General features: G+C 66.2%; 17 protein-coding genes. 5 read left to right on the top strand and 12 right to left on the bottom strand.

Annotated elements, in window-relative coordinates; genetic code table 11:
- Nucleotides 1–384 precede the first annotated feature (384 nt).
- Entirely contained in the window at nt 385–1,101 is a 717-nt protein-coding gene (locus RUU78_RS20905; RefSeq protein ID WP_313919612.1) for a Crp/Fnr family transcriptional regulator, read from the bottom strand.
- 199 nt (nt 1,102–1,300) lie between these two features.
- On the opposite strand from RUU78_RS20905, the gene arsA reads away from it, so the two are divergent.
- Both arsA and RUU78_RS20895 read left to right on the top strand, forming a co-directional pair.
- Complete coding sequence (gene arsA, locus RUU78_RS20900; RefSeq protein ID WP_313919611.1) at nt 1,301–3,328, top strand: arsenical pump-driving ATPase; 2,028 nt, start codon at nt 1,301–1,303, stop codon at nt 3,326–3,328.
- Between the two features lie 30 nt (nt 3,329–3,358).
- Nucleotides 3,359–3,769 (top strand): DUF302 domain-containing protein, encoded by a 411-nt coding sequence (locus RUU78_RS20895; RefSeq protein ID WP_313919610.1) that lies wholly within the window; start codon nt 3,359–3,361, stop codon nt 3,767–3,769.
- Between the two features lie 160 nt (nt 3,770–3,929).
- On the opposite strand, the gene RUU78_RS20890 is transcribed toward RUU78_RS20895, so the two are convergent.
- The 11 genes from RUU78_RS20890 to RUU78_RS20840 form a co-directional block, all read right to left on the bottom strand.
- Entirely contained in the window at nt 3,930–5,027 is a 1,098-nt protein-coding gene (locus RUU78_RS20890; protein ID WP_313919609.1) for an NAD(P)-dependent alcohol dehydrogenase, read from the bottom strand.
- Between the two features lie 484 nt (nt 5,028–5,511).
- A complete protein-coding gene (locus RUU78_RS20885) occupies nt 5,512–5,652 on the bottom strand; it encodes a hypothetical protein (protein WP_313919608.1) in 141 nt (46 codons plus the stop codon).
- 194 nt (nt 5,653–5,846) lie between these two features.
- Nucleotides 5,847–7,448 carry an ATP-dependent DNA ligase gene (locus RUU78_RS20880; RefSeq protein ID WP_313919607.1) on the bottom strand — a complete coding sequence of 534 codons (1,602 nt, stop codon included), beginning with the start codon at nt 7,446–7,448 and terminating at the stop codon, nt 5,847–5,849.
- Nucleotides 7,448–8,470: a ligase-associated DNA damage response exonuclease gene (locus tag RUU78_RS20875; protein ID WP_313919606.1), complete on the bottom strand. Its 1,023-nt coding sequence runs from the start codon at nt 8,468–8,470 to the stop codon at nt 7,448–7,450. Before RUU78_RS20875 ends, RUU78_RS20880 begins: the two co-directional genes overlap by 1 nt.
- 209 nt (nt 8,471–8,679) lie before the next feature.
- A complete protein-coding gene (locus tag RUU78_RS20870; protein WP_313919605.1) occupies nt 8,680–11,481 on the bottom strand; it encodes an EAL domain-containing protein in 2,802 nt (933 codons plus the stop codon).
- Nucleotides 11,478–11,780 (bottom strand): circadian clock KaiB family protein, encoded by a 303-nt coding sequence (locus RUU78_RS20865; RefSeq protein WP_313919604.1) that lies wholly within the window; start codon nt 11,778–11,780, stop codon nt 11,478–11,480. The genes RUU78_RS20870 and RUU78_RS20865 overlap by 4 nt, the downstream gene beginning before the upstream one ends.
- Nucleotides 11,777–13,612 (bottom strand): circadian clock protein KaiC, encoded by a 1,836-nt coding sequence (gene kaiC / locus RUU78_RS20860; protein WP_313919603.1) that lies wholly within the window; start codon nt 13,610–13,612, stop codon nt 11,777–11,779. Before kaiC ends, RUU78_RS20865 begins: the two co-directional genes overlap by 4 nt.
- A gap of 506 nt (nt 13,613–14,118) precedes the next feature.
- On the bottom strand, nt 14,119–14,691 hold the full coding sequence (locus tag RUU78_RS20855) for a nuclear transport factor 2 family protein (RefSeq protein WP_313919602.1): 573 nt from the start codon (nt 14,689–14,691) through the stop codon (nt 14,119–14,121).
- 3 nt (nt 14,692–14,694) lie between these two features.
- Nucleotides 14,695–16,095 carry a copper oxidase gene (locus RUU78_RS20850; RefSeq protein WP_313919601.1) on the bottom strand — a complete coding sequence of 467 codons (1,401 nt, stop codon included), beginning with the start codon at nt 16,093–16,095 and terminating at the stop codon, nt 14,695–14,697.
- Entirely contained in the window at nt 16,092–17,756 is a 1,665-nt protein-coding gene (locus RUU78_RS20845; RefSeq protein WP_313919600.1) for a TolC family protein, read from the bottom strand. Before RUU78_RS20845 ends, RUU78_RS20850 begins: the two co-directional genes overlap by 4 nt.
- Nucleotides 17,757–17,905: 149 nt before the next feature.
- Complete coding sequence (locus RUU78_RS20840; RefSeq protein ID WP_313919599.1) at nt 17,906–18,256, bottom strand: CopL family metal-binding regulatory protein; 351 nt, start codon at nt 18,254–18,256, stop codon at nt 17,906–17,908.
- A gap of 371 nt (nt 18,257–18,627) precedes the next feature.
- Here RUU78_RS20840 and RUU78_RS20835 point away from each other — a divergent pair, with 371 nt between their 5' ends.
- The 3 genes from RUU78_RS20835 (at nt 18,628) to RUU78_RS20825 (ending at nt 21,731) form a co-directional block, all read left to right on the top strand.
- Complete coding sequence (locus RUU78_RS20835) at nt 18,628–19,044, top strand: hypothetical protein (protein ID WP_313919598.1); 417 nt, start codon at nt 18,628–18,630, stop codon at nt 19,042–19,044.
- A gap of 342 nt (nt 19,045–19,386) precedes the next feature.
- The gene (locus RUU78_RS20830; RefSeq protein ID WP_313919597.1) at nt 19,387–20,685 is read left to right on the top strand and encodes a TolC family protein; all 1,299 of its coding nucleotides are present in this window, start codon (nt 19,387–19,389) and stop codon (nt 20,683–20,685) included.
- On the top strand, nt 20,682–21,731 hold the full coding sequence (locus RUU78_RS20825) for an efflux RND transporter periplasmic adaptor subunit (RefSeq protein WP_313919596.1): 1,050 nt from the start codon (nt 20,682–20,684) through the stop codon (nt 21,729–21,731). Before RUU78_RS20830 ends, RUU78_RS20825 begins: the two co-directional genes overlap by 4 nt.
- The last annotated feature ends 12 nt before the right edge of the window (nt 21,732–21,743 follow it).

Below are 21,743 nucleotides of genomic sequence, written 5' to 3'. Positions count from 1 at the left end.
AGTGATCGCTCAGAACCGCAGGTTCTGATCGCTCTGAACGCCCAACGGGCCGGACCGGCCAAATGCCTGCGTAGCAGGCGTTTGGCGGGGTTGTGGAGATCTGGTGCTGAGTACAAGAGCAGTAGTGCCGGGACTTGTTCATAAATTCCTTAGTGCATTTGCCGCACGGCCGTGCGGCACCGGGAACGTCAACAGGACCTACGCCGAAAACTCTCTGTGGGCAGAACACCTGCAGCGCATCCTGAAACAGGCGCAGGCCATCGTCGACGCGGCGATTTCCTCCAGTCATCGCACACCGTGAGCGTCAATGATCCGGCGAGGCTCCGATGTCTGCCCAGGCCTTTGCGTTTTCAGGCACCACAGGCTCAGCGGTCAAGCCGTCGCTCAGGAGGCGATTTCGTCTGGCAGCAAGCGGTCGTATTCTTTTTTCACTACCGCATAGCACTCGCAGGTGTGCTTTTCCAATCCCGGCCGGTCGAGCACGGTGATGTGACCGCGGTTGTAGCGGATGAGGCCCACCCTCTGGAGCTTTTGCGCACTTTCCGTGACGCCTTCACGCCGTACGCCGAGCATGTTGGAGATGAGTTCCTGTGTCATCACGAGATCCGGCCCCTCAAGGCGGTCCAGGCTCAGCAGCAGCCAGCGGCATAACTGTTGGTCCAGTGAGTGGTGTCGATTGCACACGGCGGTCTGCGCCATCTGGGTGATCAGCGCCTGGGTGTAGCGCAGCAACAAATGCAGCACGGGCGCGCGACTGAACTGTTTCTTGAGGAACGAGGCCTTCACCCGATAGCCTTCTCCCGCACTCTGAACGACGGCGCGGCTGGGCGTCGAACCGCCGCCCATGAAAATCGAAACACCGACGATGCCCTCATGGCCGACGACTGCGATCTCCGCGGAAGCCCCATTCTCCAACACGTACAAGAGCGAAACGATGGCGGTGGTCGGAAAGTAGACGTGTTTGAGGGTGATGCCGGACTCACAGAGCACATGGCCTAGAGGCAGGCTGACCCACTCGAGCTGCAGCAGCCAGCGCTGCCAGTCAGGCTCGGGCAATGCCGCCAGCAGGCGGTTGGTTTTCGGCGGATCGCGGTTGTGCATCGACCTTCGGCGTGGGGGAGCACGTGCGGCGACTCTCCAAGAGCGTGCGTCATCGAACAGTGAACCCCCCGTGGAAATCGTATGAGCCGTTGAACTGGCGGGTTGACCCCTCACATCACCTGGCAGCTCAGTCTTTGCAGGCGCTGAGATAGAGTGGTGTCGACAGTCGGTGGGTTCACCTCGATTCGTTGGGTTCTTGATGAGCGAACAAGGGCGCGACATGGAAATCAAGGTTCTGGGAGTGGGTTGCGACAGCACCATCGGCGTCATCGAACGGACTGCACACGCTGCGGGCGTCGTCGTCGAGATCGTCAAGGTCGAGAACCCCGACGAGATCAGGCGCACGGGTGTCAACGCCACCCCGGCCGTCATGATCGACGGGAACGTCGTACACAGCGGCGGTCTTCCGTCCTGTGAGCAAGTGCAAGCCTGGCTGAAGCCCGGCCCGATCGGGTTTCTGAAAAATGCGACCCGCCATCTGTTCTTCACGGGCAAGGGCGGGGTTGGCAAGACGTCGCTGTCGACCGCCGCCGCACTGACCCTCGCAGACGCGGGCAGACGCGTGCTGCTGGTCAGCACCGATGCCGCTTCAAACCTGGACGAAATGCTCGGCATCGAGCTTCGCAACACACCGGTGCCGGTGCCCGGCGCCCCTGGCCTGTCGGTGCTGAACATCGACCCCGGCACTGCGGCCGAGGCGTATCGACAACGGGTCCTGGCGCAGATGGGCGCAGGTGCCAGTCCGGAAGAACTGTCGACCGTGCGCGAGCAGTTGTCCGGTGCCTGCACCACGGAGATTGCATCCTTCGACGAGTTCTCATCTCTGCTGTCCCGGGCTGACGAGCACTTCGATCACATCGTTTTCGACACGGCCCCGACCGGGCACACTTTGCGGCTGCTCAGCCTGCCCAAGGCATGGACCGGTTTTCTGGACGGCAATGACCGCGGCGCGTCCTGCCTGGGCCCACACTCGGGCCTGAAGATGCAGGAAGTGCGCTTCAGGGCCGCGCTTGACGCCCTGAGCGATCCCGCCCAGACCACGGTCATCCTGGTCACTCGGCCCGACCGGGGCGCGATCAACGAGGCGGCGCATACGTCTGAGGAACTGCGAGAACTCGGCCTGAACAACCAACGGTTGGCGATCAACGGTGTGTTCCACGCCAGCGACCGCACGGACGCCGTTGCCTGTGCCATCGAGGACCTCGGGCAGCAGGCACTGGAGGCGATGCCCGCGACATTGCGCGCATTGCCGCAGGACCGCGTGCCGTTGCGTGCCTTCGACACTGTCGGTCTGGCAGCCTTGCGCGCACTGCTGACCGGCGCGGCACCGATCTCAGCGCCTACGCTCTCGCTTGCGCAGACCCATGAACCGCTACAAGGCCTGGATGTATTGGCCGACGAGCTGGCCGCTGCCGGGCATGGTCTGATCATGGTGATGGGCAAGGGGGGCGTTGGCAAAACGACGGTCGCCGCTGCCCTGGCCCTGGGGCTTGTCCAGCGCGGCAAGAGCGTGCACCTCAGCACCACCGATCCGGCTGCACATCTGGCGGAAACGCTGAATGGCGACGTGCCGGGATTGAAACTGAGCCGGATCGATCCGAAGGTCGAAACGCAGCGTTACATCGACAAGATCATGGCCGCAAAGTCGCCCAAGCTCGATGCGGCCGAGCAGGCGCTTCTGCTGGAAGACCTGCAGTCGCCGTGTACTGAAGAGGTCGCAGTCTTCCATGCGTTTTCGCGCATCGTCGGCGAAGGCCGCAGCGCCTTTGTCGTGCTGGATACCGCGCCGACGGGTCACTCGATGTTGCTGATGGACGCGACCGGCGCCTACCACCGGCAGATGACTGGCGCATTCGAGGGGCGCGACGCCGGGCGCGTCGTCACGCCGCTGATGAAGCTGCAGGATCCCGCGATGACGAAGATCATTCTCGTGACACTGCCGGAGGTGACGCCGGTGTCGCAGGCGGCTGCGCTGCAGGAGGATCTTCGCCGAGCCAGCATCGAGCCCTATGCCTGGGTGCTCAACAAGAGCGTACTGGCCGCCGGCACAGCAGATCCCTTGCTGGCCGCGCGCCTCGCGGGCGAACGCACGCAAAAACAACGCATGGCCAGCGGCCTGGCGAAACGCACCTTTACCGTGCCGTGGCTGACCGTGCCACCGATCGGATTCGCCGAATTGTCCAAGCTGGTTGCCAGCCCATCGGGTGCCGCGGCGAACCGCGCCTGACCCCCACACATCACGCCATCGAGGTTCCCCATGTACGGATTCACCACCACGCTTGTTGGCACAACCTTTGACCATGCGCTCGCCAGGACGATAGCTGCGCTGAAAGGCGAGGGCTTCGGCGTGCTCAGCGATATCGACGTGCAGCACGCGATGAAAGAGAAACTCGGCCTCGACATGCGGCCTTACCGCATCCTGGGCGCCTGCAACCCGCCGCTGGCGCACCAGGCTCTGGAGGCCGTGCCTGACATCGGCCTGCTGCTGCCTTGCAACGTGATCGTGCGTGAGGAGGCACCGGAGCGCGTGGTGGTCGGCTTCCTCGATCCGCAGATCATGGTGAATCTGGTCGCACGGGCTGAGGTCAAGACGGTCGCCGACGAAGCGGAACTGCGCCTGCGTCGCGTCTGCGAGAATCTCGGCGGCAGCACGACACGATCCACCTGAGTCGCAACGTGGGAGTTGCGCGCGCTGTCGGTTCGCATCCGGTACCCGTCTGACGTTCTTATACAACCTTGCCGCAGGCGAGGGGCGTCCAACAGCGCGCATGATGGGGAAGGGGCGTCGCAGCGTGCCCGGTCCTGATGGAAATCACATTGTTTCCCGCTCAATGCGGCGTGATCGCCACTTTCAACACGCCGTTGCGTTGGTTGGCGAACAAGTCGTATGCGGCGACGATGTCGTCCAGCGCGAAGTGGTGGGTTACCAGTGCGCCAAAATCAGCACGACCCGAGGCGACAATGTTCATTAGCCGACGCATGCGCTCTTTGCCGCCGGGGCAGAGTGCGGTGTTGATCCTGTGATCACCAAGGCCGGCGGCGAAGGCGGCCAGCGGAATGGTCAGGTCGCTCGAATAGACGCCTAGGCTGGACAACGTGCCGCCGGGCTTCAGCACGCGCAATGCGGACTCAAAGGTGCCCTGGGTACCGAGCGCCTCGATCGATGCATCGACTCCGCGCCCCCCCGTGAGCTTCATCACTTCGTCCACCACATCGCACGTGTGGAAGTTCAGCGTTACGTCCGCACCCATCTGTTTTGCAATGCCGAGACGATGGTCGTTGCCGTCAATGACGATGATGGTGGATGCGCCCTGCAGGCGAGCGCCCGCCGTCGCGCACAGACCGATCGGACCTTGCGCGAACACCGCCACGATATCGCCGATGCGGATGTTGGCGTTCTCCGCGCCCTTGAAGCCGGTGGACATGATGTCCGGGCACATTAGCACCTGCTCGTCACTCAAGCCGTCGGGAATAGGGGCCAGGTTGCCCTGCGCGTCGGGCACGAGCACGTACTCGGCTTGCGTGCCGTCGATCAGGTTGCCGAAGCGCCATCCTGCCGTCGCCTTGTACCCGTGCGCGCCACAGCGACTGCTGCCGATCAGATAGCTGCCGTCCTGCGAGGCCACGCCATCCTGCGCGGCGTATGAGTTGAAATTCGGACAGATCGCGCCGGCGATGACGCGTTGTCCTTCCTCATAGCCGTTGACGGCGCTGCCGAGCTTCGCGATCACACCGACCGGCTCGTGCCCGATCGTCAAGCCCTTGGCCACCGGATACTCACCCTTGAGTATGTGAATGTCGGTGCCGCAAATGGTGGTGGTGGTGATGCGGATCAGTGCGTCATTCGGGCCAACATCAGGAATCGGCTTATCTGCAAGCTCGATGCGCCCGCGTTCGACAAATATCGCCGCTTTCATCATAGACATGTCCAGCCCTCGGTTGAAACCAAGGCAGGAGACTGAGCCCTCGCACACCCGCAGGTCTGTGCGGTAGCCGACCTAGCCGGCGACGGGCGGCGGCGGAATCGTCGAAGCAGTCGTTGCGCACGACCGCGGATGAATTTCTCGCGCACGACGAAACGCGTCCTCAGTTCGGTAGGTGACAGACCTGTGGGGCGCGCAGACCGCCGGCCATCCCGACGCGCGTCATGATGCTATTGCTTCGTCGCCGCGCCTACATAAAGCCGCTTGAGTCTGGACCTGAGTCCAGACGGTAGACTGGCCCTTCACGGGAGATGGGACATGTCCACGTCGGGCATTGGTCAACTCGTCGAGCGCGGTGTCGGGATCGAAACGGTGCTCTGTGGTACGAGCGGGACCAATTGCTGTCACCGGCCGAACCTATAGCCGTTACGGCGATACCGAGCTGAAGCGAAGGCACTTCATTCGCCGCGCGAAGTCACTGCGCTTGTCACTGGAAGATTTCCGCAGCGTGCTCGCGCTGAGCGATGACGACGATGTAGCCAGGGTAGTGCGCGCGGCCGAAGACAAACGTTTTGACATCGAACAGCGCATCGCCGAGCTGGAACGCATCCGCGCCGGACCCACGCACGCTGATGCCGCGTGCCCGGCCATCACCTCGCGGAGGAGTGCTCGATCCTCAATGCGCTCACGCAGAAGGAACTCGGATGATGCCCACCCGCGCCCATAGCCAACGCGCATGCTGTCATGCGCCCGTTTGTGGTTCCGTCGAGGAGACCCCATCAGCGCGCGATCCCTTTTGTTCAGCGCGCAATAAGCGCGCCGTCAGCGCGCCAGCGTGCGCAGCGTTTCCAGCCGGTCGGCCTCGGCCGCGGGCTTGTCGCGGCGCCAGCGCAGGATGCGCGGAAAGCGCACGGCGAAGCCGGACTTGTGCCGGCCGGACTGGTTGACCGCCTCGAAGCCAAGCTCGAACACGAGCAGGGGCTGCACCGCGCGCACCGGTCCGAAGCGCTCGGTGGTATGTGCACGTATCCACTTGTCGAGTTCGAGAATTTCGGCGTCGTCGAGGCCGGAATAGGCCTTGGCGACCGGCACCAGTGCGTCGTCCTGCCACACGCCGAAGGTGTAGTCGGTATACAGCGTGCTGCGGCGGCCGTGACCGGCCTGGGCGTACAGCAACACGGCGTCGACGGTCAGCGGGTCGATCTTCCATTTCCACCAGTCACCGCGGCGACGGCCGGACTGGTACGGCGACGCGCGGCGCTTGAGCATCAGACCTTCGACGCCGCGTTCGCGCGCGCCGTCGCGGGCCTGCGCGGCGGTGTCCCAGTCGGATGGCGACAACACCGGCGACAGCTGCAGGCACGGCTCATCGGCGTGCGCCAGCAATGCCTGCGCGGCCGCACGGCGTTCGGCCAGCGGACGTTCGCGCCAGTCCTCGCCATCGAGTTCGAGCAGGTCGTAGACGACGAGGCGCGCCGGTGCGTCGGCGAGGCTCTTGGGTCCGGGCTTGCGCCGCTGGATGCGCGTCTGCAGCGCGGCGAACGCGAGGGGCAGGGGATCGCCGTCGCGCCACGCCAGCAGTTCGCCGTCGAGCACGCAGTGTCGAGGCAGTCGCGCGGCGGCGGTTTCGATTTCCGGGAAGCGGCCGTCGAGGCGTTCCTCGCCGCGCGACCACAGGGCGATCTCGCTGCCGCGTCGGATCAGCTGCAGCCGGATGCCGTCCCATTTCCATTCGAGCAGCCAGTCGTCGATGGGGCCCAGCGACGCCGCCGCGGATTCCAGCGGCGAGGCGAGGAAGAACGGGTACGGTTGGGCGCGGTCGCTCTCCGTTTCTCCGGCGCGCAATAGCTGGTCCAGGAACGACGGGCTCGGCTGCCAGGCGCCGAGCATGCGTTGGGCGATGCGGGCGATGTCGATGCCGCTGAGTTCCGCGAGCGCCTGTTGCACGAGCCGCTGCGACACGCCGACGCGCAGCGCGCCGGTCAGCAGCTTGTTGAACACGAAGCGTTGCTCGCCGGCGAGACAGGCCCAGGCACTCATGATGAGTTCGCGCCGCGTCGCCTCGTCGCGGCCGGCAACCGCGAGCAGGCGCTGTTCGATCCAGACATGCAGTGGTGCATCGTCCTGGGTCGATGGATCGTCGAGCAGCAGGGTCAGCGTTTCGGCGAGATCGCCGACGTGGTCGTAGCACTCGTCGACGAGCCAGCCCGGCATCGCGCTCGCCTCGGCGATCCAGTCGCGCAGTTCGCGATTGCCGGCGATGCGCGCCTTGGCGCCGCCGATCTTGCCGCCGGCCAGCAGCCACAGCGCCCACGCCGCATCGTCGCGCGGTGCATCGCGGAAATACGCGACGAGCGCAGCGCGCTTGTCCAGTGTCCCGGTGCTGCGGTCCAGGCGGCGATACAGATCGGCGAAGCGGCGCATCAGTCTTCACCGCCGTAGGCCGTCGCGAACGTGCCGGCATTCAGGCCACGCTCGCACAGCAGCCTTACGAGCGCCTCGCTGTTGCCGTGGGTCGCGACGATCCGCGTGGCGCCGGTCTGTCCGATGGTCGCGAGCAGGGCCGGCCAGTCGGCGTGGTCGGACACGACGAAGCCGCGGTCATAGTTGCGCCGGCGGCGGTTGCCGCGCAATTGCATCCAGCCTGAGGCGAAACCGGTCTGCACGCGACGGAAGCGGCGCATCCACGCGCTGCCCGCGGCGGCCGGCGGCGCGAGCACGAGCTGGCCCGCGTAGTCGATGCCGCGCGTCTGCTCGGCGAGGGCCTGCGTCGCGAGCAGCGGAATTCCGGCGGCGCGATAGACCTCGACGCCCGCGGCGATCGCGCCATGTAGCAGCACCGGCTGGTCGGTATGCGCGGCAAGTTCGGCGAGCACGCGCTGCGCCTTGCCGAGCGCGTAGCAGAACAGCACGGCGGCATCGCCGTCGGCGGCGCATTCGTCGCGCCAGGCACAGATCTCGCGCGCGACCTCGGCCGTGTCGGGCCAGCGGTAGACGGGCAGGGCGAACGTGGTTTCGGTGGCGAAGGTGTCGCAGCGCAGCGGCTCGAACGGTGCACAGGTCGGATCGGGTTGTCGCTTGTAGTCGCCGGAGACGACCCAGACCTGGCCGTCGTGCTCGATGCGCACCTGGGCCGAACCCAGCACATGGCCGGCCGGATGCAGCGACACGCGCGTCGCACCGAGTTCGAACGCCTCGCCGTAGGCCTTCGGCCGGTAGTCCTGCTCGCCGAGGCGCCAGCGCAGTATCGGCAGGCATTCGGGCACGGCGTAGTAGCAGCCCATGCCGGAGCGCGCATGGTCGCTGTGGCCATGCGTGATGATCGCGCGCGGCACCGGCTGTGAGGGATCGATATGGAAATCGCCGGCCGGGCAATACAGGCCGGCAGTCGTGGCGAAGACGAGGTCAGCGCCTGCGCTGTCCGTGGTTGCGCGGCTTGGCTGCATGGACGAACGACATCATGGGCGCAGTGAGTTCGGTGTGAACCGGCACGCTGCGGTGAGCCGCGGCTGGACGGTGCGCTTCTCGCCGGCCGGGAAACCGCAGCAAGCACTGCCACACGGGGCCCGGCCCTGTCGTTCGCTAGCCGTCATGCGCCTGGAGAATGGGTGCGCCGGGGCGCTGATCGGATGGCGAAGCTCGCGGCTCCCGTGCGCTATTCCGGCGGCGCAGGGGGCGCACATTCCTTCTGAATAGCGAGAAACGCAGCTTCGAATTCCTCCCGCGGCACTGCCTTGCAGTACAGGTTTCCCTGCACCTCGTCGCATCTCAGCAGCCGCAACAGGGAGGATTGCTCCTGGTTTTCCACACCTTCCGCAACGACTTTCAGGGCCAGCGAATGGGCGAGTGTGATCATGGTCGACACCAGGACCAGACCCTGCGGCGACTGGGTCATATCGTTGATGAAAGACCGGTCGATTTTCAGCGAGTCGACCGGTAGCCTGGCGAGGTAGGCCAGCGATGAGAAGCCGGTGCCGAAGTCATCGATGGCGACGCGCACACCCATGTCGCGCAGTGCCTGGAGACTGGCGATGCTGTGGTCGATATCGGCCATGATCATGCCTTCGGTGATCTCCAGTTCCAGTCCCTCCGCTGCGTTGTTGCTGCTGTCCAGCAACTGGCGGACTTCATCGACGAAATCGGGATTGCGCAATTGCGACGGCGACACATTGACCGCCACGCGCACTGCCGGCAATCCGGCGTCGCGCCAGCGCTGATAATCGGAGATGGCCCGGCGCAGAGCCCAGCGACCCACGTCGTGGATCAGTCCGGTTTCTTCCAGAATTGGGATGAATTGGCCGGGCAGCGTGAGGCCGGTGCGGGGGTCGTTCCATCGGATCAGCGCCTCGGCGCTGGACATGCGGCCATCCGTACCCATTTTCGGTTGGTAATAAAGTACAAATTCATCGTTGTCGAGCGCTTGCCGCAACTGGTTTTCGAGGTTCAGCTTGCGTGCCACCGATTCGGTCATTTTCTGCGTGTAGAAGGCATGGCGGTTGCCGCTGGCCTGGGCGCCCTTGAGTGCGGATTCCGCTTTCCTGAAGAGGTTCTCGGCGTCGGCGGCATCATCGGGGAACAGGGCCACGCCGAACTTGGCGGTAATCCGGAATACAGCGCCTTCGAGCGGGAAAGGATGATCGTGGAAATCGACAATCAATTTTTCCAGGTAGCGCGCCGTATCACTCGGTTTGTCCGCGTCGGGCAACAGCACCGCAAAGTGATCCGTGTCCATGCGTCCCACCGAAGTGGCGTCCAGCAGGCTCGCGCTCAGCCATGTCGCCACCTGCCTTAGCAGCTCATCGCCGGCGGCCCGCCCAAGGCTGTCGTTGATGCTCTTGAAGCGCTCCAGATCGATCAGCACCAGGGCGGCGCCGTGGCCCGTGCTGGCGGCACTGCGTAACCGCTGGCCGGCGCGCTCGAGGAACAGGGTGCGGTTGGCCAGTCCGGTCAGGGCGTCGTAGTAGGCCAGGTAGGTCAGCCTCTCCGCCTTGCCGATATGGTCGATGGCAAAACCGATATCGTTGACCAGCTCGCGCAGCAGATCCATTTCCGGCGCATCGAAATAGCCCACATCGCCCGCATGCAGGCCCAGTACGGCAACGACATCGCCGGCGACGAAAACCGGCAGAACGACCAAGGCGCGGACACCGGCCTCGGTATACACCGCGGGCTGCTGCATGCGCGCATCGCCTGCCACGTCGTTGACCACGATCGCCTGCCTGGTATGTACCGCGAGTGCCGCGGGCCCGTGGCCCGGCGCTGCGTCGTCGCGCAGAGACAGGGACCCGCCGACCTGTTGCAGGCCATCGCTGCCGCGGCCCGCCGATGCGACCGGCACGATTGTCATGGCTGCCCGGTCCACCAGGCCGATCCATGCGAGGTGAAAGTCGCCGGTCTCCACCGCGATCCGGCAGGCTTCGTGGAATAATCTGGCACGGTCGCTCTCGCCCACGATCAGCGTATTGATCTGGCTGAGCACAAGGTAGCCGCGATTCAGGCGCCGGATCCGGACTTCGGCGAGCCGGCTTTCCGTGACGTCCTGTGACAGCACGACAATGCCGGCAACCTGTCCATCCGGGCTGAAGTAAGGAACTTTGTCGGTTTGTACGGAGCGCAGGTTGCCGGCCGGATCGCGGAACGTTTCGACAATTCCCCGTTTTGCCGAGCCAGACTCGATGACGAGACGATCGCCCGCATGATTGATCGCAGCCTCGTCGGGATAGATTTCCGCAGCGTGCCTGCCTTCGATGTCAGCGACGGACCTGCCGACCGCATCGGCGGCTTGCTGATTGACGCGCAGGATGCGATTGCCGGTGTCCTTGAACCAGATCATTGCCGGCAGCAGGTCGACCAGCACGCGCAGTTCGGCGCGTTGCTGATCGAGCGCCAACTCGCTCTCTACGCGCTGCGTGATATCCAGATGCATCACCACCGCGCCAGAGGTGTGGCCGTCGGTCAGCGGCGTCGCCGTCATCAGCAACCAGCGTTGCCGGGTGGATGAATGGCACGGGTACTGGAGAGAAAAATTCTTCTCGCTGCCGTTCAGTACCGCGCGGACGCCCCGCGCCGCCTGTACGGCGTCGGTGGCGCTGCTGCCCTCGGCGCGATCGCAGATATCCAGGTAGTTGCTGCCAACCGTGGCGCCTGGCGCGCTCGCCGTGGTCCCCGGCGGGAAGTCCTTCCAGGCCTCGTTGACCGACACGATCACGCCCTGGGTATCGATCAGCGCGATATAGGCTGGCAGCGCATTGAGTATGGATGCTTGCTTGGCCGCTTCATGATGTCGCAGATGCACCTGTGCCTCACGCAGCACGAAGGTGTGGCCCTCCTGGTCGGCGACTGTGTCGACCTCGCCAGCCGTCAATTGCTGCAGCCGCTGTCCCGTGGCATGCAGCGTGGCGATCAGCGCGGAGATTTCGCTGTTCGCGGCGGGCGATGCGGTGTCGGTGGGGCTCATGGACGTAGCGGCCGCAATCCGAGCACGTCCAGCATCTTTTGGGTATCGGCCAAGGTGCCTACGACTCGCCGGACCGGAGGCGGCGCCAGCTTGATCAGCGTGGGGGTCATGAAGACCGACCCGGCCAGGGCGCGTTCCGGATCGACGAACACATCGACGACCTCAATGTCGTGGCAGTCCGCGGCATGTTCCTGGCACATCGCCCGCAGATTGGCGAGAGCCAGCGCCGAGTTTGTCGCGTCGCCGGCGACGAAAAGCCGGAAGTCGAAATGCGGCAGATTGCTCGCGTCGATGTTCATTTCTCATCCCCGGTCGCCGCATCGTCCGCACTGGCCGCATCGTCCGCACTTGCCGTATCGTCCGCACTGGCTGCACTGGCCGCACTGGCCGCACTGGCCGCATCGTCCGCACTCGCCGCATCGGCGCCGCGCAACTCGCGCACGTGATGGTCACCCCGGCTCAGTTCGTCCTCCTGGCTGGCCGCGGTCCGCGTCAGCAGCGCCTTTTCGACCTGCTTGGCCACAAGCTCCGTCTGCAGCGATTTCAGCCGCACTTGAAGCTCGGCTTCTTCCGCGTCCAGGCGCACGCCGGTCAGCTTGCTCGTCAATTCGGCCAGTTCGCTGGCGGCCCGTCTTGCGTTTTCCTTTTCCCAGCGCAGGGTGCCCATGAGCACTTCGCCGCCCGCGGTATAAATGTCGGCCAGCGTCACGCCGTCGTCGCTCAGGATCAGCTCGCGCACCTGGTTGGAATGTGCCGTGCCGCGGGACTTGATGATCGACAGGCCGCGATTGCGTTCGCCTGCCTGCACCAGATAATCGACATGAATCCAGGTGTCGGCCAGTGTCGATATCTGCAGTGATGTGCCGCTTTCCTTGCGGTGCGACAGTTCGTCGAGCAGGCTGGTGCAGAGCAGGGTGATACCTTCCGATTTCGACCAGTCGATCAGGCGTTCGGCAATACTGTGCGCGGCGAGGCCATCGCCGGACTTGGCCCAGGTGGACACCGGGTCGATCACCACGCAGCGCGCGAGTTGTTCCCGAGCCAGCGCTTTGATGCGCACCAGGAACGTTTCCGCGCTGCCGGTGACGGTACGAGCCGAGATCATCCGCAGGCAGCCGCTTTCCACATGCGGGTCCAGATGGATGCCCACGGAGCTCAGGTCGCGCATCACTTCGTTGGAATCGGCGTCGAAACTGACGAACATCGTCTGTTCACCGCGCAGGCAGGCGGCCTGCGCAAACGAGCCGCTCAGGATCGTCTTGGCGGTGCCGGGAAAGCCGGTGATCAGCACACAGGCACCACGGTAATAGCCGCCGCCGAGCATGGTGTCCAGCCGTTCCACGCCACTGGAAACGCGCTCCAGACTGACGATGCTGACGCCGCGCCCGAGTGGGCGCGCCATGGCCAGTTCGAAGCCGGAACTGCCGATCACGAATGGCGATTCATTCTCGTCGAACGATGATCCCCGATACTTCTGCACGCGCAGGCTGCGCTGTGAGATGCCCAGCGCCACGCCGTGTTTGAGCACGACCGCGCAGTCGACCATGAATTGCATGAAGCCGAACAGCTTTTCGCCGTCCACTGCGGTCTCGGCACCGCTGGCCTTGGCAGTCACTATGCCGGTCAGATTGTGATCGAGCAGCCAGGCATGCAAACGGTAGACTTCGCGTCGCTTCGATGCGGCATCCGGCAACAGCGACAGCGGTATATCCAGGGCGTCGAACACGATGCGCCGTGCGCCCATCTTCGCCACGCGCACTTCGAGCACGGCGAGCAGGCCGCCAAGATCGAAGGTGCCTGACTGGATCAGGTCCGGATCGGGTTGCGCGTCGATGATGGAAAGCCGCTCGTTGCTGAGGCCCGACAGCTTCCAGCCGAAGCCTTCGGCGTTGGAGACAATTCGCTCGGCGCTTTCCTCGAACGCGATGAAGATTCCCGGTTCGCCGGCGTGGGTGGCGCCGTGCACGAGGAACTGCATGGCGAAGATGGTCTTGCCCGAGCCCGGTCCGCCGATCAGCAAGGTGGTACGGCCCGAAGGCAGCCCGCCGCCGGTGATTTCGTCAAAGCCGGTGATGCCGGTGCGGGTTTTCGGCGAACCTTTTGCAGTGGCCGCCGCCAGCGTGGATTTCATGAGCATGTCCTGCGCAGCGCGCCGCGCTCGCCGCGTCACTTACCGCGGGCATCGCAACAACGCTGCATGAGCAGAAAGATGGCGCGCATTGGCCAGGCGAGACGATTGCGTGACGCTGCGGCAAACGGGCTCGCAAGAAAAACGCCGGAGAGCGAGCGGCGACAGCGAGAAGAAGGGGGCTCGTGCGCTCAACGCAGACACCCTAGCACGCTATTCCTCAACGCATCGTGTTCATGTGGCTGGCGAACAGAGCGGTGGCGGCTTCGAGCGTTTGCCGAGCGGTCCCACCGAATGCGCTGCCAATCCAAAAAGACGAAGTCGCAATGTAGCCGCGTTGGCTTAGCGCCATGGCATCTTACCGGGCGCTGCAGCGGCATCTGACAAAAACGCTCAGCCGTCCCGCGTAGGCCGCGAAATTTCCCCTTCAACGAAGTGATGGAGCGGCCGGTCAGAACCTTTCGTTTCCGAGGCGCCGGCTGCAAGCCGTTTGAAAGGGCTCGATGCGCTTACAGCACGCGGGACGACCAGTGGATATGCGTGATGCGCCAACCGTGTGCGGTGTTGCGCAGCAGCAGGGTCTCGAGGCTGGCGCGAGTCGTCGCCTTGCCGTCGCGTTCGCTGTGGATCTGGGTTTCGCTGAGCACGACGGCACCGTCGCCGATGGCGTTCACGCTGCGCGAGAGAAGCTGGGTCTTCGCGGATTTCAGGAAGGCGATATCCGCGTCGAGATGAGAGGCGGCGTATTCCTCGCGCGAGCGTTCGGCATGACCACTTTCGTATACGACGAGATCCGGCGACAGCGCTTCGAGCGCCGCGTTGCGATTGCCGTCAGCCAAGGCGCGTTCGAAGCCTTCCACCACGGCAAGGGCCGCCTTCGCGGCCTCGCTGTCGGTTTTCGCGATGATCGCTGGTTCACTGTCGGTCTTCGTCGCTGGTGTGCGTGCGGCATTGGACGGCGCGACTGCCGCGATTGCGTGGCCCGACAGCGCGAACGCGGCGCATACGCCGAGTGCTGCCAGCGCAGCGCCTGCGGTGAGCGCGCCGCGCGCGCCGAAACGACCCAGACCATAGCGATGCATCGATCAGCCTCCGTGGTGCTTGCCGTGTTGCGCATGATCCATCGCCGGCGCGGGAACCGCGTCGTCCGAGGGCCGTGGCTTCGCTGCGCCGTAGGGCGTGCGCCGGTGCGGCTTGCCGAACTGCGGATCGCTGCTGACGCGTTGCGCGACGCTGCCTTTCGGATAGCGATACCAGCCCGGGTCGCGGTAGTCGCCCGGCGGCTGATCGTTGCGCACTTTGACGACGGTGAACATGCCACCCATCTCGATCGGGCCGAACTGGCCTTCGCCGGCCATCATCGGCAAGGTGTTTTCCGGACCCTTCATGCCCATGGCGACGTGGCCGGCGTGCTCGGACATGCCGTCGCGTCCCATCGCCATGTAGCCCGGCAGCAGTGCGCGGATCTTTTCCTCGACGCCGCCCTGGTCGACGCCGGTCGGGTTCGGCACTCCGTGTCCCATCGGCCCCATGGTGTGATGCGCCATGTGGCAATGCAGCGCCCAGTCGCCGGGCTCGGTCGCGACGAATTCGAGATCGCGCATCTGGCCCACGCCAATGATCTCGGTCACCTCGCGCCGCCACTGACTGCGCGGCCAGCGCCCGGCATCCGAACCGGTGACCCAGAACGGGTTGCTGTGCATGTGGATCGGATGATTCCACATGGACAGATTGCCGATGCGCAGGCGCAGGCGTTCGCCGGTGCGCATGACGATCGGATCGATCGCCGGATAGACCTTCGAGTTGAAGGTCCACAGGTCGAAGTCCTGCATGATCGACGGATCGGGCCGGTACGTGCCCGGATGCAGCGCGTAGTTGTGCAGCAGGAAGGCGTAGTCGCGATCGACGGCCACCTCCTCGCCCGCGCGCGGATGGATGATGAAGAGTCCCATCATGCCGAACGCCATCTGGGTCATCTCGTCGGCATGCGGGTGGTACATGTGCGTGCCGTGCTGTTTCAGGGTGTATTCGTAGACATAGGTTTCGCCGGGCTGGATGCGCGGCTGGTTCAATCCGGCGATGCCGTCCATGCCGTTGGGCAGGTCGATGCCGTGCCAGTGCACCGTGGTCGGCTCGCGCAGGCGGTTGGTCACGTACAGCCGCACGCGGTCGCCTTCGACGGCTTCGATGGTGGGGCCCGGTGTGGTGCCGTTGTAACCCCAGCAGGTTGCGCGGCAACCCGGTGCAAACTCGTGTTCGATTTCCTCGGCGACCAGGTGGAATTCCTTGACGCCGCCGTTCATGCGATGTGGCAGGGTCCAGCCGTTGAGCGTCCGCACGGGGCGATAGCCTTGCATCGGGCGCGGAGCGTTCGTCTCGGCGTGAACGGCGTCAGGCGTCCCCTGCGCGCGTGCAGTCTGCGTAGCGGCGAGCAGACCAGCGCCACCGACGCCCATCCATTGCAGCAGTTCGCGTCGCGTCGTCATGGCTGTTCCTCGTGTTCGTCGTGGTCGTGTGTATCGTCGCCGCGGCTCGGCGGCGGCTCAGCGTTCAAGGTCTGCTGCGTGGCTGGCGGCGGTTCGCCTTTGCCAGTGTTCGTGTGCGCGCGGCCGTGACCGGCGTGCGCATCGGCCGGAGTCGCGGCGCGGTGCGGGCCGTGCCCGGCGTGATCATCCGGGCTTGCTTCGCCGTTCGCGCTGCCGTGAGCTGCGGGCGGTTCGGGTGGCTGGGCTGCGCCGTGTTGCCCGTGCATGCCGTGGCCTTGCTGCGCGGCAGGCGCGAGCACGGCCTCGATGCCGAGTGCGCGGCCGGTGGCCTGCGCATCGCTGGGCAGGCGTGTACCGATCGCGCGTGCCAGCGCAACGCGCGCTTGCCAGTAGTCGCGCACGCTTTCGAGGTAGCCCTGGTAGGCGTCGTATTCCTGCTGCCGGGCCAGCAGCAGTTCGAACGCGCCGATCAGCATGAAGTTGAGCCGCTCGGTCTGGCGCGCGACCACCGCCTCGCGCTGCGGGATCAGCGCCTCGCGATAGTCCTGCGTGATCGCGCGCAGCGCGGCGACGCGCTCGACGCCGAGGCGCACGTCGGCGTCGACGGACAACTCCAGCCCGGCCAGCACCGCGCGGCTGCGTTCCCGCTGTGCCTCGGCGCGCGCGATCGCGGCCTGGCCCTGGTCGAACAGCGGCAGGGCCAGCGCGAGCGTGGGGCCGCTGACACGGCTGCCGTCGGCTTCCTTCTCCCGTTCGACGCCGACCTCGACCCGGCCGAGCAGGCGCCAGCGCCGGGCCAGCGCTAGCGCATCGTCGAGCAGGGCGACTTCGCGTCGTGCCGCGGCCAAGTCCAGGCGCTGCTCGTGCGCAAGCGTCTGCAGCGTGGCGAGGTCGTCCTCGGCGGCGACGGGTGCGGCGAGCGGCAGGTCGAAGCGCCACCGCGTCGCCTCGCCGCCCGACAGGCCCATACGCGTATTCAAGGCCAGCCGCGCGCGCTGCGCCGCCGCGCGCGCGGTCGTTGCGGCGATGCGCGCCTGGCTCGCGCCCGCCTGCTCGAGCTTCAGTTCCAGTGCGCTGATATTGCCTGCGGCGTGGAAGCGCTGCGCCAGTTCGGCTGACGCCGCCGCGGCAACCGCCACGGCTTCGCGCATCGCCGCAACCTGGTCGGCACCAGCGGCCGCGTACCAGTCGTCGGCGGTGTCCGCGGCGAGATTCATGAGCGCGTGGGCCAGCGTGTACTGGGCGCGTTCGTACTCGTCCTCGGCGAAGCGGCGACGCGCGGGCAACAGCAGCAGATCGGTCAGCGCCACGCTGAGGCCCAGCGTGAGCTGGTGTGCCGGGCTGGTGTTCAGTGTCGAGGCCGAGAAGCCGGGATTGCCGATGCGGCTGGCCTGCACGACGTCGGCCTGGGCGATCCCGAGCTCGGCGTAGTGCATGGCGATCGCGGGATTGCGCAACTGGGCGAGCTGGAAGGCGCTGGCCGGTGTCAGCGGCGCGGCGGTGATCTCGGCCGCGCGCGCGTCGATCGCGGCGCGACCGGTCTCGTCGATGCGCCATTGGAACGCGCCGGGCAGGCGCGGCGCGAGCAGTCGCTCGACGTTCGCGGCGCCGTCGCGCCGCGAGACGCTGACGCAGCCGGGCAGCAGCGCCAGCGCCAGCACGACGGCCAGCGGCCGTCGCAGGAAAAAGGTTTTCTTGGTCGGACTCGGGAAAGGCCGGCGCGCCGCGCACAGGGCGCGACGCGACGGCAGACGGGGCCAGCGCGCGGACGCGCGCCGTACGCCGCGATCGGACGATCGCGCAGCGACGATCAGGCGATCGGAGGTCTCAACGCGACCGGCAGGCGCGCCGCACGAAGCGCGGTGGCAGGAAGAATGGCAACGGCGGCATCGCGGCCCGATGCCGGGCCGGTGAAGGCGCTGCCGGGCAGATGCAGGGAAAACACGCAGGCGCAGAGGCAATGGCCCGGTTTGCAGCAGGACGGATGATCGGTGTCGGACCCGGTGCCGTCGGTATCGCCGGCAGCAGAGTGGTCGACGGCCTCATCCATGCCATGACAGGGTGCTGCGATCGTCATGTCCACGTCTGTCATGTCGGCATGCGCGGCCATCGCCACGGGCGCAAGAAACCCGTTCAGGCAAAGCATCAGCGCAAGCAGCAAGGTCACGGCGGTACGCAGCACGGGGATCCGGATCGCGGGGAACGGCGCCTAGACTGCCGACGGCGTGGCGAAGTTTCAAGGCTGCGCAGGCTGTGCGCCGAGCCTGCGGGGTGCGCGTTCGCGCAGAGTGAAGACTCCGTCGTAGCCGTCGGAGCTATATCCGTCGGCACGGTTTCGAGCGGCAGCATGCACAGGACTCCGTGCAATCCGCTGTCCGCTCCGCGGTTTTGGCACTGGCGTGAACGATGACCCAGATCGGTCGTTGCGTCACCGTGACCCGTCAGGCACACCACGATCGCCAACTACTTTGGCGCCATGCAGTCACCGTGTGTAATTGTCTAACGCTGATCCATCCCAGTAGATTGCGCGCCATGCCCGCGTCTCCCTCCCCATTGATCCATCGCCTGCGCCGCTATCTTCGCGTCGTTGCGCTGCTGTGCGTGGGGCTCGTGGTGATGAAGTCGGGTGTCGCGGCGCTGTGTGCCGCGGAGGCGTTCGCGGCGCCGCAGCCTGCGGCCGTCAGCGCCGGACTCGCCGGTGCAGACCTGGCCGGTGCGGACCTCGATGCCGATAGCGATGTAGCCGTTGCCGCGGCGGACGCCGGGACCGGACCATGCTGGCACGGCGGCGCCGGTGGTTGCCATTGCGCCTGTGCGCACGTGATGACACTGCTGCCGGCCCTGGCTGTCGTCGCGGTGCCGGAGTCAGGCGCACAACGGTTTTCCGCCGCGCCGTGTGCCTTGCGCGGCGCGCCGCAGGACGACGCCCTGCGTCCGCCGATCGCCTGAGTTTCCTCGTGCCGGACTGCGCGTCCGTGCCATCCCACCAATGACGGCGAGACGCTCAGTAATTCCGATGCGTTGTTGCGTGCGCTGACGTACGGCCTGGCGCGATCCGCCAATCCGCGGATCGCGTGGCCGGCCGCATCGACCGCGTCGCTCTCGCCGCTTCCTTGCTGCATTCCTTCGCCTCGGCGTCGCGCCTGGTCGGTTGCGCGCGCGCCGGTCTGGCGCGCATCGCGGTCACGGCGGAACGCCAGCCGGCGCGCGTGATCCGCATTCGCGGGGCGCGCCCTTTGTCGCGCATGTACCTGTCACGGTGCAGCGATGTATACAGTTACTGGAGTATTCATGTTGACGCGTTCGCAATCTCGCCGCCTGCTGCTGGCCGCGGCGCTCGGGGTACTGGTCATGCCGCTCGCAGCCTGGCCGTCGGAATTGACCCTGCGCGATGCGCTGCAGCGCACGCTGCGGTCCAACCCCGATCTGTCCGCGTATCACTACGTGCTGACCGCACAGGACGGTCGTATCGTGCAGGCAGGACTGAAGCCGAATCCGACGCTGACCGGCACGCTGGAGAATGTGTTCGGCACGGGCGAGGTCCGCCGCACGCGCTCAGCCGAGCTGAGCCTGTCGCTGAGCCAGCTCGTCGAACTTGGCGGCCTGCGCGATGTGCGCGTCTCGGTCGCCCGCGGCGAGCGCGAGAGGCTCGAGGTCGAAGGCCACGTGCGCCGACTCGATGCGGTGGCCGACACCGCGCGCCGCTTCGTCGCCGTCGTCAGCCAGCAGCAGCTGCACCAGCTTACTCACCTCGCGGTGGAACTGGCCGAGAAGACCGCGACCGCAGTGGACCGCCGCGTCAATGCGGCGAAATCGCCGCTGGCCGAGCAGCACCGCGCGCGGGTCGCGCTGGAGCGCGCGCGCAACGACGACGCCCATGCGGAACACGAACTCAATACGGCGCGCTACGAACTGGCCGCCTCCTGGGGCGTGACCGAGCCCGACTTCGACGCGGTCGCCGCGGACCTGTATGCGTTGACGCCGCTGGCCGACTATCCGCAACTGGTGAGCGAACTCGAAAAATCACCGGATTTCACGCGCTATCTGAGCGAATCGCGCCTGCGCGACGCGGAGATCACGCTGGCGCTGGCCAACCGCCGTCCCGGCGTGGAGGTCGGCGTCGGGTTGCGCCGGCTGCAGGCATCGGGCGACACCGCGCTGCTGTTCTCGGTGGGCGTGCCGCTGCCCGTGTTCAACCGCAACCAGGGCGCGATCGCCGAAGCGCAGGCGCGCCGCGAGGTTGTCGACGCTGACCGTGCCGCTGCGCTGGTCAAGGCGCGCACCGCGTTGTTTGGCCACTACCAGGAACTGCTCGATCGGCGCCGCGAGGTCGAGGCCCTCACCGCACGCGCGCTGCCGAATTCGGAGTCGGCGCTGGCGAATACCGAATACGCATACGAGCGCGGTCGCTACGGCTATCTCGAACTCATCGATGCGCAGCGCGAACTGCTCGCGGTCAAGCGCGACCGTATCGCGGCCGCGACGCAATACCACCTCACGCTGATCGAGATCGAACGCCTGACCGGCACGGCCGTCAGCGACGTACGCGCCGAGCAGGTCCGCGCCAGCGAAGCCGGGAGCCGTCCATGAAATCCCAGTCGTTGAATTCACTGTCCATCATTGCGATCGCCGTGCTGCTCGGCGCTACCGTCGCGGGCTGCAACGGTTCGCCGCCGGCGGAAGACCAGCAGACTGCATCGGCAGCAGCAGCCGCCGCCGCTGCGGCGGCAGCGGCCGGCGAGAATCACGGCGAGCACACCGATGCCGCTTCTGATACGGGCGGCGACAGCCACGGCCACGGCGATGACGACAGCCACGCCGAAGCGCTGCGGCTCACGCCGCAGGCACGCCAGGCCGCAGGTCTGCAGATCGTCACGGCCGGGCCGGCACTGCTGGTCGAGAGCCTGCCGCTGTACGGCGTCATCAGACCCAACGCCGAACGCCTGCGCAGCGTGACCGCGCGCTTTCCCGGCGTGGTGCGCGAAGTGTCGGTCAAGGTCGGCGACCGCGTGCGCCAGGGCCAGGCGCTGGCCCGCATCGAGAGCAACGAAAGCCTGCAGGTGTATACGACGGCGAGTCCGCTCGCCGGTGTCGTGACCGAGCGATTCACGAATCCCGGCGAGCAGGCCGAGACGGCGCCGCTGTTCACCGTCGCCGATCTCGGCACGGTGTGGGTCGAGCTGTCGCTGTTCCCGCGCGACCGCGCCCGTGTACAGCTCGGCCAGGACGTGCGCATCGAGGCGACCGAAGGTGGCCTGTCAGGCGACGGCAAGATCGTCTTCGTGTCGCCGCTGGGCAGCGGCGCGTCGCAGACGATAGCCGCGCGCGTACTGCTGGACAACGCGCAGGGCCAGTGGGTGCCGGGCCTGTACGTGCGCGCGGAGGTCGCGCTCGGCCGAACGGATGTCGCATTGGCGGTGCCGGCGGTGGCGCTGCAGGAACTCGACGAGGGCGGCCTGTCGGTCTTCGTCGATGAAGCGCAGGGGCTGGTGCCGCGACCCGTCAAGGCCGGCCGCAACGATGGTCGTCACGTCGAGATCCTTGCCGGCATCGCCGCCGGCGCGCGCGTCGTCGGCGAGGGCAGCTTCGTACTCAAGGCCGAGCAGGGCAAGGGAGGTGCCGAACATGGCCACTGAACGCGCACCGCG

The organism is Tahibacter sp. (assembly GCF_032229445.1).
Classification (GTDB): Bacteria; Pseudomonadota; Gammaproteobacteria; order Xanthomonadales; family Rhodanobacteraceae; genus Tahibacter.
This window is presented reverse-complemented; position numbering and strand designations above follow the sequence as displayed.

Excerpts from the sequence above, each read along its gene's own strand:
- RUU78_RS20835 (WP_313919598.1), top strand. The coding sequence starts at position 18,628 with ATGCCCGCGTCTCCCTCCCCATTGATCCATCGCCTGCGCCGCTATCTT.
- arsA (WP_313919611.1), top strand. The coding sequence starts at position 1,301 with ATGAGCGAACAAGGGCGCGACATGGAAATCAAGGTTCTGGGAGTGGGT.
- RUU78_RS20850 (WP_313919601.1), bottom strand. The coding sequence starts at position 16,095 with ATGACGACGCGACGCGAACTGCTGCAATGGATGGGCGTCGGTGGCGCT.
- RUU78_RS20890 (WP_313919609.1), bottom strand. The coding sequence starts at position 5,027 with ATGTCTATGATGAAAGCGGCGATATTTGTCGAACGCGGGCGCATCGAG.
- RUU78_RS20880 (WP_313919607.1), bottom strand. The coding sequence starts at position 7,448 with ATGCGCCGCTTCGCCGATCTGTATCGCCGCCTGGACCGCAGCACCGGG.
- RUU78_RS20875 (WP_313919606.1), bottom strand. The coding sequence starts at position 8,470 with ATGCAGCCAAGCCGCGCAACCACGGACAGCGCAGGCGCTGACCTCGTC.
- RUU78_RS20865 (WP_313919604.1), bottom strand. The coding sequence starts at position 11,780 with ATGAACATCGACGCGAGCAATCTGCCGCATTTCGACTTCCGGCTTTTC.
- RUU78_RS20905 (WP_313919612.1), bottom strand. The coding sequence starts at position 1,101 with ATGCACAACCGCGATCCGCCGAAAACCAACCGCCTGCTGGCGGCATTG.
- RUU78_RS20855 (WP_313919602.1), bottom strand. The coding sequence starts at position 14,691 with ATGCATCGCTATGGTCTGGGTCGTTTCGGCGCGCGCGGCGCGCTCACC.
- RUU78_RS20870 (WP_313919605.1), bottom strand. The coding sequence starts at position 11,481 with ATGAGCCCCACCGACACCGCATCGCCCGCCGCGAACAGCGAAATCTCC.
- RUU78_RS20895 (WP_313919610.1), top strand. The coding sequence starts at position 3,359 with ATGTACGGATTCACCACCACGCTTGTTGGCACAACCTTTGACCATGCG.
- RUU78_RS20830 (WP_313919597.1), top strand. The coding sequence starts at position 19,387 with ATGTTGACGCGTTCGCAATCTCGCCGCCTGCTGCTGGCCGCGGCGCTC.
- RUU78_RS20825 (WP_313919596.1), top strand. The coding sequence starts at position 20,682 with ATGAAATCCCAGTCGTTGAATTCACTGTCCATCATTGCGATCGCCGTG.
- kaiC (WP_313919603.1), bottom strand. The coding sequence starts at position 13,612 with ATGAAATCCACGCTGGCGGCGGCCACTGCAAAAGGTTCGCCGAAAACC.